An 11,800-nucleotide genomic window follows, 5' to 3' on the forward strand; every position below is an offset into this window, starting at 1 on the left:
ACATAGAAGAAAAACTAACAGAAGACAAAGACCCAGAGCCAATAGAAAGAGCAGTAATAACGATACTATCAGACGGAGAAATAGAACCATTTGCAAAAGAAATAGAAAGCCTACTGAACAAAATGGACAACAGAATATTCATGGGATTAGATGAAAAATACATAAAAGCAATAATGTATAGTTATTTAGTATTAACGCCATATGCAATGGTAAAAATGGAATATCCAGTAGAAAATGGGTATATAGACATAGCAATGTTCAAAAGATATGAAGAAGTGCCATATGAAGCGATAATAGAAGTAAAATACATAAAGCAAAAAGAATACACAGAAGAAAAATTAAAAATGAAAATAAAACAGGCAAAAGAACAAATAGAAAAATACAAGAAATCATATAAATTAAATACAAAAAATGAAACGATGAAAAAGTATATAATTGTCTTTGTTGGAAAAGAAGCAAAATAAAAGTAATAACCGAACGGAACTATCCAAAATTCTGTGCAAATTGATAATAGTTGATTAATGGAGATTATTATAAAATATTACTAAATATAGAGTTTTTTCTCACATTTTCAAAAGTTTTATATGTTTTATTAATTTTTAATAAAAAGTTAAAATTTACACTGAAATTATTTTATAATAGTTTTTTTCATCAATACCAAGTGCTGATAGTTTTCCACCATACACACATCCTGTATCTATATCTATACTTATAATTTTATTTTTTTCATTTTTATGAAAATATATTTCATATTTTCCTGTTATATTGAAGGTTGGTGTGTGTCCATGAATTATAATATAATATTCATATCTTTTATTTTTCATATAAAATTCATCTCTTATCCAGAGTAAATCTTTTTCATTTTGATCTGCTAATTTTATTCCATATCTAACTCCACCATGAACAAATAAATATTTTTGTTTATTTATTTGTTCCATATGATATAATTTTAAAGATTTTATAAATTTAATATATTTTTCTTCTATATTATTATTAAAACTTTTTAAGGTGGCTGATGCCCCATTTCTAAACCATACACCTTCTGCATATTTTCCTTTTTTTTCTATATAATCAATCATCATATCTTCATGATTACCTTTTAAAAAAATGGCTCTATTTTTTAATTTCATCAACAAGTCGAGGACCTTTTTTGAATCAGGTCCTCGATCAATATAATCACCCAGGAAAATTATCCTATCATTTTCCGATATTTCATTTAATATACCAAGCAAATTTTCATACATTCCATGTATATCTGATATTATCCATATCATCTTAGAAAATACCTTTCATAATCAACAGCCAGATAGATGATATTATAACACCATAAACAGGTGAAAAAATCCATTCTTTAGATTTTTGTTTTACGATAAAAAATCTATATAATAAACCAGCAAATATTGAGATTAATACCCATTCTATTTTAAATTTACTGAGAAATATATATATTGCCAGTCTTTCAGAAGCACCTGCTGTATCTTTTATCTGTTTATCAATGATATTATATGTTCTTTCAATAAATGAACCAAAACTTGTGGCAACCATCATTCCAATTAAATAATATATAAATTCATTTGAAATATATGAGTTCATATAAACTTTATAAAATATTAGATTAATAATCAAAGCACCTATAAGATATAAAATTTCTCTTTTTAAATTTGTTCCTTTTATTCTATATATATCAATAAATATATGATATGTGATTAAAACTAAAAAAGCTATTATCCCAAAAGGATTTTTTAATGAGTCAAATGTAAATGCTAAAATAGATATAATACTCCACGCTATATGTGTTGTTAAATTATTCTTTGATTTTAATTTTTCAGAATATACATTAGAAAATGCATGATCTGCAACAAAATGAGATAAAAATCCATGTAAAGGTATCATTATTTCACCTGCTTTTTTGCCACCATTTGTTCTATAAAATATTGATGAACTGAAGGGTCATCTTCTATTTCTGGATGAAATGAGGCAACTAAAATATTATCCTGTCTAACAAGAACTGGTGCATCCTTGAATTCTATTAATCTTTCAATATTTTCTCCATATTTTACTATTTTTGGAGCTCTTATAAATGTAACTTTTATATCTTTTCCTTGAAAACTTAAAATCTCCTCAAAAGAAAATACCTGTCTTCCATATGCATTTCTTTCAACATATATATCTATTAATCCCATTGTTTCTTGTTGGGGATAATTAGCTATCCCCTTAGAAACAACTATCATTCCTGCACATGTTCCAAAAACTGGAAATCCATTCATGGCTTTTTTCTTTAATTCTTCCCATAAACCAACTTTTTTCATCAGTTTTGATATAGTAGTACTTTCACCACCAGGTATTATTAAACCAGCAACATCATTTAAGGTTTCTATAGATTTAACTCTAACGGGTGTATGTCCTATTTTTTCAATCATATTTGCATGTTCACGAATATCTCCCTGAACACCCAATACACCAATTTTCACCTTACCAACCTCTTTCCTGTAAATGAACATCCAATTGGTCTATTTCCAATCCCTCCATAGCTTCACCAACATCTTCGCTTATTTTTGCCAATTTCTCTGGATCATCATAATGTAACACGGCTTCAACTATAGCTTTTGCCATTTTTTTAGGTTCTTTTGATTTAAAAATACCTGAACCAACGAAAACCCCATCTGCACCTAATAACATCATTAATGCAGCATCTGCCGGTGTTGCTACACCACCTGCTGCAAAATTAACTACAGGTAGTCTTCCTAATTTCTTAACCTCTGCAACTAAATCAACAGGAGCTCCAATTTGTTTTGCATAAGTTACCAATTCTTCCTCTGGCATATTTTGAACTAATCTTACTTCATCCATGACCTGTCTCATATGTTTAACCGCTTCTACAACATTTCCTGTTCCAGCTTCACCTTTTGTTCTAATCATTGCAGCACCTTCTGCTATTCTTCTTAAAGCTTCACCTAAATTTCTTGCTCCACAAACAAATGGTACTTTATAATCATGTTTGTTTAAATGATATTTATTATCAGCAGGAGTTAAAACTTCTGATTCATCTATAAAATCCACACCTAAAGCTTCTAAAATTCTTGCTTCAGCAATATGGCCAATTCTAACCTTTGCCATAACTGGAATTGAAACTGCTTCCATTATTTCTTTTATTTTAGAAATGCTTGCCATTCTTGCAACTCCACCAGCTTTTCTAATATCTGCAGGAACTCTTTCAAGTGCCATAACGGCAACTGCACCAGCTTCTTCAGCAATTTTTGCTTGTTCTGCTGTTGTTACGTCCATAATAACACCATTTTTAAACATTTCTGCAAACCCTTTTTTTACCACCCATGTACCTTTTTCCATTTTATATGCCTCCCTTTTCTTCCCAATATTTTTTTGAAATTGTAGTTAATCGGGATAAATCACCTTTTTTTCTTCCAACCTTTGCACAATGTTTTCCGTTAACCTCAACGATATCTGCTGTAAAATCTATTTTTTCTTTTAATAATTTTGAACCAACACCATAACTATCTACGGGAACATCTAACGTTTCAAATAATTTAATTTTTTCAGCATCAAATCCTCCAGAAACAAGTATTTTTAGATTTTTTAACCCATTGCTATCAAAAATCTGTCTTGCTCTCCATACTAATTCCGGATTTACTCCTAATGATGATCTATCTTTTGGTATTACGCTTTTATCCCGGAGACTTCCAGATGTATCAAATCTAACTCCCCATATTTTATTTTTCCCTTCACCTATTATTATAGATGGATCTGTAATACCTGGCTTAAATGTTTTTCCAGTAATATATTCATAAAATTTCGATACTAACTTTAATGTTGTTCCAATAACATCATTATCCCAATCTACAAGTACTATTCGATTTACCTTTTCATCGATATGTTTATCAAAAGCTATAGCTGCTTCTGTTGTATCGCCGTCATATGATGCAATTAATGCATGAGGAATTGTCCCCATTGATTCAACACCCCAATAATCTGCATTAGCATCTGTTGACACACCAAATGCACCAGCTTTTAAAGCGGCGTAACCATCAGTAGCTTGTACCCAGAAATGGTCGAATCTTGCACTGAAAAATAGTATAGGCTTCCCATTCGCAACATCTACGACTTTTTTTACAGCTGTTGCGGTTGATGTAGCCCTTGCAAGTACTCCGAGTAATATTGTTTCTAAATATCCAAAATAAGCTGGATCTCCTTCTATAGTAAGAATTGGTTCCATATTATTTGCAATATCGCCATCATATAAGGCTTTTACTTCTATTTCATTCCATTTATCTACCCATAAATCATTTAGCATCATTCTTAAATCCCATTTTTTTGATGTTATCTTCAAAAGTTCATCTTTATCCATATTATGTGCTGCATTTTGAAGTGCTTTTTCCAGATTTAAAATTTGGTTAAATAAATCATTTGCTTTTTCTTCATTCTTATAATATCCTGTTCCAAAACGTAAAATTGCTAATGCTTCATCAATCCCAACCACAACACAGTCTTTTCTTGGAAAATATTGGTAAAGCACGTTAACGTGCTTTTTGTCTTTTTTCAAAACCTCAACATATCTCGTAAAATATTTATCGGAATAATACCCCATTCTTATTCTATCAATAGGGACTTTAAAAACTTTTGGATGTAGTCTTTTTGACAATTTAATCACCTCAAATTAATTATATATTTAAATTTATTCTTAAATGTTTTATATTCGTTAAAGTTTGTTATATGAAATTATTCTGTCATTTTCTATTATTAAACCTTCAAGTCTTAAAAAATATTTTTTTAATTCAGATTTTCCGCCATAATTTCCAAGAATACCTTTATTTTTTATTACACGATGACATGGAAATATTAAAGGTAAAACGTTTTTAGCCATAATACTACCAACTGCCCTCGATGCGTATGGATGGCCTGACATTATTGCTAACTCTTTGTATGAAACAACATTTCCAAACTTCACTTTTTTTAAAGCGGTAAGAACATCTTTTTCAAAATCACTTTTATAATGTATTTCATATGGAATTTCATTTAAGACATCTTTTCCGGACAAATACTCTTTAATTTTATAATAAAAATCTTTCGTGTATGCATCATAATACTCTTTAGCTGCTGCAGAAAATTCTATTTTAAAAATTCTATTGTTTTTCACAAATCCTATTATACTACTATAATTAACATTTATAACAAATTTATTCATTTTATCATCTCCATTGTATACTTTTATTGTAGTATACCAAAAAATCTTTGATATTCATATACTAATATATTTCAAATATAGACAAATAATCCTTAATATTAATTAAAAATTTTTAATTATGAAATTTTTTTCATGGTTATATATTTTAATTGAATATTAGTTTTTTAAATGAAATAATGTTATAATTACAATAATAGAATTATTTAAAAGGAGGAGTTTTATGACTACAGGATTTTTAGGTACCTTATTATGGTGGATTTTTATTTTCTACATATTAATGGGACCACAAATGAAGTTTGCACAATTAATCGCCGGAAGAAAAGCATTATTATCCTCTTTATCAAAAAAAAGAAACTCTACTGTTATTACTTTAATTCACAGACAGGAAAGTATGGGTTTTTTAGGTTTTCCTTTTTATAAATATATAAATGTTGAGGATAGCGAAGAAATTTTAAGAGCTATTAGAAAAGCACCAAAGGATAAACCTATTGATTTAATTATACATACTCCAGGCGGACTTGTTTTAGCAGCTACACAAATAGCTAAAGCTTTACATGATCATCCAGCCGAAACAAGAGTTATTGTTCCACATTATGCTATGAGTGGTGGAACATTAATTTCTTTAGCTGCAGACCAAATTATTATGGATAAACATGCTGTGTTAGGTCCTGTTGATCCACAATTAGGTCAAAACCCTGCACCAAGTATTGTTAAAGTTGTAGAGCAAAAAGGTGTGGATAAGGTTGATGATCAAACATTAATATTAGCAGATGTGGCAAAAAAGTCTATATCTCAAGTTCAAAGATTTATTTTTAATGTTTTAAAGAATAATATGGATGAAGAAAAAGCTAAAGAATTATCTCGAACATTAACTGAAGGAAGATGGACACATGATTATCCAATAACAGTTGAAGAAGCTAAAGAACTTGGATTAAATATTTCAACAGATATGCCTGAAGAAGTATATGCACTAATGGATTTATATTCACAACCAATTAGACAAAGAGGAACTGTAGAATTTGTATCTTATACAAATAAAAAATAGAACATCTGGTTTTAACTTTGAATAATAGGTTTTAATCACTGCAATTATAATAATATAGTATTAAAATTTTAAATATATATGTGTAATATGTAATAATATAAAAGTTCTGAGGATATCCCTCAGAACTTTTCGGCATAGTCGACAACTTCGACAAGTTTCGACTATCTTCGACAACTTTAATTTATATACAAATATTTACTTTTTCCTGAAAGTCTGTAAATTCCATTTTGTTCAATTATTATCCCAGTTTTTAATAATTTATCAAAAATAGAATATGCTGTAGATCGTGGAAATTTTTTATTTTCTATTGCTTTTTTTAATATTTCTTCTTTCTTACCTGGAAACAAATCTTCGTCTATCATTAATTTTTGTTTTTCTGTCAAAGAAATTTCATTTAAATATTCATTTACAATATTCTTTATTGTTTCTTCAGCAAATATTTTGTCAATTTTACTTAATTTTTTGGATAATGCTTCAAAAACTAACTTTTGAGTTATCCAAAAAGCATCTCTTGGATTACCATCAGAATAATCTACAATTAGGTCTATTACACTTTCATTAAAATAATAAATAAATTCTTTTATTCTTTTTATAAGAATTTCCTTTATTTCGCTATTAGTAAATTCTCTTAAGTATATAATATCTTTTATCACATTTTCTAAATTTCCGCTCTCATTTCTATGCATTCTATCAAATTTATATTCTCTATAAATAGAATATGGTAATGAAACCATAACAACAAAACCTTCCTTTTGTAATTCCAATTTTAAATTATCTAAAACTAATAAAACTTCTTTTTTGCTTTCTTTATCGAGTTCATCAATTATTAAAACAACCTTTTTATATTTTTTTATCAACTCATCAGTTAATTTATTCAAATATTCTTTAGCCTTAAAATAATTAAACCTTGGAGTTTTCTGTTTTTGATTAGATATATCACCATTACCAAAAAATTTAACTCCTATTGCAAATCCTTTTATATAAGATATTTCCTCTAAAATCCATTCTTTTATTTCACTGGATATTTCTATATCTTTTTCTGTTTTTGCAGATATATTATATAAAATATCGTATAATATTGTATCCTGACTTTCTCTTTGAGATAAAGAAATTTTTATAGTATAAAAATCTGTATGTATGTTATTTATAACTGTGGTTTTGCCAATACCAGTCTCTCCACATATTCCATATATACCATATGGTTGATAATTTATAATCAAATTAATCAACTCAAATTCTTTATCTCTATTAACAAGTAAATTTTTATTTTTTTCATCTAAAGGTTTATCTATAAGTCTTTCTATTATTTTTCCTAATTCCATTATTACACCTCTTTGTATAATATTATAATTTATTATTTACATATATTATACCATATTATCTTCGACATAGTCGACAACTTCGACAAGTTTCGACTATCTTCGACAATATAAGAAACTCTCAAAAATGGAGTTTCAAATTTTACTGTATCAAAAAATAAATAAGACCAGGAAATACCTGGTCTTATTTATATATCCTATGAATTTATTGAGTTATTTTCTCAGGATCAAGAACAAAAATCAATAAATCTTTTTTATTAATAATATTTTTTAAATACTTGCCGCTTGATGTAGATGATTGAATTTCTTCTGGAACAGATTCTATCTCATGAATTTCTGCCCTTTTTATTTCATCAACTTCATCCACAATTAAACCATAATCTTTATTCTGCCCTTTTATTATCACTACGTTTTTAGAATTATTGTTTTTTTTATAAAATATCTGGTTTAAATCTATCAGGGGAATTACTTCACCTCTTATATTTACAACATCTGTTGTTTTTTCGACTACCGTAACTTCCCTTACTTTTTCTATTTCTATGGCATAATGCTCTTTTAAAAGTTTGAAAATTAAATATAATTTTGATTCTTCACTCTTTTCGATAATTTTTTCTTCTTTTAATAAATCTTCTTTTATTGTTAGTCCAAGTTCATCAAATATTTTTTCTAAATTTAATAGAGCAATTATTTCATCACGTAAATGTATTACACCAATTATTTTAGAATTTTTTGAAGTTATGGGTAATTTGTTTATATCTTCCTCTTTTATACTTACGATATTTTTAATCTCTTCAACGTGCAGTCCAAATTTTATCCCATTTATTTTCGTTATTATTAACTCTTTTAAATTAATATCCCTTTTTTTAAATATGGAATTTAAATCTATTATCTGTATAATTTCACCTCTTAATGATGTAACTCCTTTTATAAATTCTGGCATATCTGGTACTGTATATATTTCTGGTTTTTTAACTATTTCCTGTACATTCTCCACAGGTATTGCCATTATCTCATTTCCTAATTTGAATTTTAGTATCTGAATTAAATTTTCATGAATTTTTTCTTTATCCTTTTCATCTTTTTCTACAAGATTTTTTAAATTAATATCAAATATTTTATCAATATCTATAACCTTATATACATTATTATTTGCTCTAATAACATTTGAATAAAATTCGGAATTTTTAAGTTTTTCTATATTCTGTTTTTCTACATTTATTATTTCTGTAGTATCGTCTACTATAACTCCAAGTTTATTTCCTTTTTTTGTTAAAATTACAATTTTATAATCATCTGTTATAACGCCTTTTAAATTTAATTTATTTTTTAGATTCATTATAGGGATTGTTTTATCTCGAAGATTTATTATCCCAATAATATAATCATCTGCTCCTGGAATTTTTACAATATTATACTTTTTTATGACCTCCTGTACATTTTCCATATTTAACGCATATTTTTCTTTGTTTAATATTATCGTTATATATTGTGGCATCTCTTCACCACCTTTCATTCAATTTATTAATCTTATATTTATATTATACAACAAAATTTGTTATTTTTCATAATATAAGTTATAATATTATTGAGATCAGTATTGGGGGGAAATTATGATTGACATGATTAAAAAGTTTATTGTAGAAAATTTAAAAAAATACAATTATAATGGAGTTGTTATAGGCATTAGTGGAGGTATAGATTCAGCAGTTGTTGGAAAACTCTGTGTAGAGGCCATTGGAAATAGCAATGTGATGGGCTTAATTTTGCCAGAAAGGGATTCATCACCTGAAACTGTTAATGATGCAAAAATGGTATGTGAATTTCTTGGTATAAAATATAAAGTCATAAATATTTCTCCAATATTAAAGAAAATTGGAGTTTATAATTTAGAACCTTCCACATTTTTTATTCCAAGAAAAATTCAGGAAAAATATGTGAGAAAGGAATTTAAAAAAAGAAACTATACAGATGATTTAATGAATAAAGGTGATAAGGATTTTTTGAAAGGATTGGCTTATTATAGAATAAAACATAGAATAAGAATGGTATTATTGTATTTTTATGCAGAGCAAATTAATTATGCTGTAATTGGTACAACAAATAAAACGGAATTAAAAGTAGGTTTTTATGTTAAATATGGAGATGATTCTGTGGATATAGAACCAATAATGCATTTATATAAAACACAGGTATTTGATCTGGCAAAAGAATTAAATATTCCAGAAAAAATAATAAGCAAATCGCCATCGCCAGATTTGATTCCCGGAATTACTGACGAATACGCCATGGGTATTACTTATAAAGATCTGGATAGGATTTTGTTAAAAATAGAGAACAATAAGGATTTATCTGATGAGAATTTAGATATGGTAAAAAAGGTGAAAATGTTTTTAAAAGCTGCAAAATATAGAGAAATAAAAAATATTCATATGGATTTTTATAAAAATAATTAAATATTTATAGATGTAATATTTAATTTGAAGTATTATAATAATAAAATATATTGTCTAAAAAGTCTAAAATGAAACGAAGATTCGAAGATTGCCCTTAACACACCTACGGTGGGTTATTGGATTAAAAAATTGGATTTTAATAAAAAAACCTTTGAGCTATTGCTCTCCTTTTCCCTTAGATTTTTTATACCTAAAAAATCTAAGCGTGAATGGAAGTCGTCAAAATTACATGGATGTAATGCTGCGAAACAATACACGATGTATTGTTTGAGCGACGGCTGAGAATGAATAATTTTAAGGATAATCGCTGTCTGAGTGAATTTGACTTTTTGGGCACTCTTATAATAAAAAATTAAAATGAGTTTCTAAAAGCATTTCTCCATCTTTCTATTTTTGCAAATGAACATTTTAAAATTTCTTCTATTTCTTTTGTTGAAAAAGGTTTTAATATATAATCATCTGCACCAGCTTCTATGGCTTCAACAACTCTTTCCATTGTAGAATTTCCTGTAATCATTATTATATGAATTAAAGAGTTTAAATTTTTTACTTTTTTTAAAAATTCAAAAGCATCTAATCCTGGCATTACAATATCCAATAAAACAACGTGAAATTGATCTTCATTTATTTTTTTTAGAGCAATATCAGCATTTTCTGCAGTTTCTATTTTTGTGTGTTCAAAATTCATTTCAATATAGTCTTTTAAAACTTCTCTTATTCCAGATTCATCATCAACAATTAAAATTTTCCATGACATAATTATTCCTCCTTTACTTTTGGAATTTTTAAAATGAATTTTGTTCCTTTTTTAAAATTACTTTCAACATTGATTTCTATATTATGCTTCATACAAATGTTATAAACAAAAAATAATCCATATCCCATACCTCTTTTGGATTTTGTAGTGAAAAATGGTTCAAAAATTCTGTTTATATTTTTATCTGAAATTCCAATGCCATTATCTTTTATTGTAACAATATAAAATGTAGGTAACTTTTCAAGTTGAATATTGATAATTCCATTTTTATTTGTTTCTTGTATAGCTTCAATTGAATTCTCTATGAGATTTGAAAAAACTATCATTAACTCCTGTTTATTTCCGTATATATAATATGAATTATTTTCGTAGTTAAGATTTATTTCAATTTTTGAACCGGCTTTGTATCTCATGAATTTCACAACGCTTTTTAGTATATCTATTAAATTAAGTCTGGATTTAATTTCAGTTCTTTTTACAAGACTTCTGAAAAGATTTGTTATTTCAATTATTTTGTATAGATTATCAGAAATTAATTTAATATCCTTTTCATATTTTTTATCAATATTTTTTGAAAGCATTTCTGTTTTCATTAAAATTACAGATAAAGGATTATTTATTTCATGAAACATTCCAATAATAAGGTTATTTGCTATATTTAGATAATCAAAATCTTTTTGATGATGTATATGTTTAAAGGTGTATTCAAGCATTGACGAGTATGTATTTATCATTTTTATAATATATTCCTTTATATTTGTTGGAATATTATTATCTATATTATAGTAATATTTGTGTCCAAATATATTAAATTGATATTTTGATTTTTTATATATCGAATAACTGGAAATAAGTTTATAATCAACTAATAAGCTGATAAAATTATCAATTATTTCACTCTTGTTGAGTGTATTTAAAGAAATATAAAGTGAAGAAATTTTTAGTGAAAAATCGAGTAATGACTGAAGAATCTCCGAATTATTATTATTTTTTAAATTCATAAAAATCACCTTTATTTTGAAAAAT

Annotated in this window: 13 protein-coding genes; 3 read left to right on the forward strand and 10 right to left on the reverse strand. The window is 26.7% G+C overall.

Annotated features, from left to right (window positions below; all coding sequences use genetic code 11):
- A partial coding sequence (locus tag X274_RS06310; RefSeq protein ID WP_047265978.1) for a PD-(D/E)XK nuclease domain-containing protein occupies positions 1 to 464 on the forward strand: 464 nt, incomplete at its 5' end.
- A gap of 153 nt (positions 465 to 617) precedes the next feature.
- Here X274_RS06310 and X274_RS06315 read toward each other — a convergent pair.
- The 6 genes from X274_RS06315 to X274_RS06340 all read right to left on the reverse strand — a co-directional run bounded on the left by X274_RS06315 (position 618) and on the right by X274_RS06340 (position 5,200).
- Positions 618 to 1,274 (reverse strand): metallophosphoesterase family protein, encoded by a 657-nt coding sequence (locus tag X274_RS06315; protein ID WP_047265979.1) that lies wholly within the window; start codon positions 1,272 to 1,274, stop codon positions 618 to 620.
- A gap of 1 nt (position 1,275) precedes the next feature.
- Complete coding sequence (locus X274_RS06320) at positions 1,276 to 1,893, reverse strand: hypothetical protein (RefSeq protein WP_047265980.1); 618 nt, start codon at positions 1,891 to 1,893, stop codon at positions 1,276 to 1,278.
- Positions 1,893 to 2,471, reverse strand: a complete 579-nt coding sequence (pdxT, locus tag X274_RS06325; RefSeq protein ID WP_047266014.1) for a pyridoxal 5'-phosphate synthase glutaminase subunit PdxT — start codon at positions 2,469 to 2,471, stop codon at positions 1,893 to 1,895. Before pdxT ends, X274_RS06320 begins: the two co-directional genes overlap by 1 nt.
- A gap of 1 nt (position 2,472) precedes the next feature.
- Positions 2,473 to 3,348 carry a pyridoxal 5'-phosphate synthase lyase subunit PdxS gene (gene pdxS, locus X274_RS06330; protein WP_047265981.1) on the reverse strand — a complete coding sequence of 292 codons (876 nt, stop codon included), beginning with the start codon at positions 3,346 to 3,348 and terminating at the stop codon, positions 2,473 to 2,475.
- Between the two features lies 1 nt (position 3,349).
- Entirely contained in the window at positions 3,350 to 4,603 is a 1,254-nt protein-coding gene (locus X274_RS06335) for a nicotinate phosphoribosyltransferase (RefSeq protein ID WP_047266015.1), read from the reverse strand.
- A 111-nt stretch (positions 4,604 to 4,714) separates the two neighbouring features.
- Positions 4,715 to 5,200, reverse strand: a complete 486-nt coding sequence (locus X274_RS06340; protein ID WP_052913212.1) for a methylated-DNA--[protein]-cysteine S-methyltransferase — start codon at positions 5,198 to 5,200, stop codon at positions 4,715 to 4,717.
- A gap of 220 nt (positions 5,201 to 5,420) precedes the next feature.
- Here X274_RS06340 and X274_RS06345 point away from each other — a divergent pair, with 220 nt between their 5' ends.
- Positions 5,421 to 6,245: an SDH family Clp fold serine proteinase gene (locus X274_RS06345; protein ID WP_047265982.1), complete on the forward strand. Its 825-nt coding sequence runs from the start codon at positions 5,421 to 5,423 to the stop codon at positions 6,243 to 6,245.
- Positions 6,246 to 6,421: 176 nt separating this feature from the next.
- Here X274_RS06345 and X274_RS06350 read toward each other — a convergent pair whose 3' ends face one another.
- Together X274_RS06350 and X274_RS06355 are read right to left on the reverse strand one after the other, a co-directional pair.
- A complete protein-coding gene (locus X274_RS06350) occupies positions 6,422 to 7,567 on the reverse strand; it encodes an AAA family ATPase (RefSeq protein WP_047265983.1) in 1,146 nt (381 codons plus the stop codon).
- Between the two features lie 202 nt (positions 7,568 to 7,769).
- Complete coding sequence (locus X274_RS06355) at positions 7,770 to 9,059, reverse strand: chemotaxis protein CheW (RefSeq protein WP_047265984.1); 1,290 nt, start codon at positions 9,057 to 9,059, stop codon at positions 7,770 to 7,772.
- Positions 9,060 to 9,174: 115 nt separating this feature from the next.
- Between X274_RS06355 and nadE the strand changes: the two genes are divergently transcribed.
- The gene (nadE, locus tag X274_RS06360; RefSeq protein WP_047265985.1) at positions 9,175 to 10,017 is read left to right on the forward strand and encodes an NAD(+) synthase; all 843 of its coding nucleotides are present in this window, start codon (positions 9,175 to 9,177) and stop codon (positions 10,015 to 10,017) included.
- Positions 10,018 to 10,369: 352 nt separating this feature from the next.
- Here the strand turns inward: nadE and X274_RS06365 are convergent, their stop codons facing one another.
- Together X274_RS06365 and X274_RS06370 are read right to left on the reverse strand one after the other, a co-directional pair.
- Entirely contained in the window at positions 10,370 to 10,774 is a 405-nt protein-coding gene (locus tag X274_RS06365; protein WP_047265986.1) for a response regulator transcription factor, read from the reverse strand.
- Positions 10,775 to 10,776: 2 nt separating this feature from the next.
- Complete coding sequence (locus tag X274_RS06370; protein WP_047265987.1) at positions 10,777 to 11,775, reverse strand: sensor histidine kinase; 999 nt, start codon at positions 11,773 to 11,775, stop codon at positions 10,777 to 10,779.
- Positions 11,776 to 11,800: the final 25 nt, after the last annotated feature.

The organism is Marinitoga sp. 1155, from assembly GCF_001021175.1.
In the GTDB taxonomy this organism is placed as follows: Bacteria; Thermotogota; Thermotogae; order Petrotogales; family Petrotogaceae; genus Marinitoga.

Bases quoted from the DNA above. Each gene is read 5' to 3' on its own strand.
- X274_RS06315 (WP_047265979.1), bottom strand. From the start codon at position 1,274: ATGATATGGATAATATCAGATATACATGGAATGTATGAAAATTTGCTT.
- X274_RS06320 (WP_047265980.1), bottom strand. From the start codon at position 1,893: ATGATACCTTTACATGGATTTTTATCTCATTTTGTTGCAGATCATGCA.
- pdxS (WP_047265981.1), bottom strand. From the start codon at position 3,348: ATGGAAAAAGGTACATGGGTGGTAAAAAAAGGGTTTGCAGAAATGTTT.
- X274_RS06335 (WP_047266015.1), bottom strand. From the start codon at position 4,603: ATGGGGTATTATTCCGATAAATATTTTACGAGATATGTTGAGGTTTTG.
- X274_RS06340 (WP_052913212.1), bottom strand. From the start codon at position 5,200: ATGAATAAATTTGTTATAAATGTTAATTATAGTAGTATAATAGGATTT.
- X274_RS06345 (WP_047265982.1), top strand. From the start codon at position 5,421: ATGACTACAGGATTTTTAGGTACCTTATTATGGTGGATTTTTATTTTC.
- X274_RS06350 (WP_047265983.1), bottom strand. From the start codon at position 7,567: ATGGAATTAGGAAAAATAATAGAAAGACTTATAGATAAACCTTTAGAT.
- X274_RS06355 (WP_047265984.1), bottom strand. From the start codon at position 9,059: ATGCCACAATATATAACGATAATATTAAACAAAGAAAAATATGCGTTA.
- nadE (WP_047265985.1), top strand. From the start codon at position 9,175: ATGATTGACATGATTAAAAAGTTTATTGTAGAAAATTTAAAAAAATAC.
- X274_RS06365 (WP_047265986.1), bottom strand. From the start codon at position 10,774: ATGTCATGGAAAATTTTAATTGTTGATGATGAATCTGGAATAAGAGAA.
- X274_RS06370 (WP_047265987.1), bottom strand. From the start codon at position 11,775: ATGAATTTAAAAAATAATAATAATTCGGAGATTCTTCAGTCATTACTC.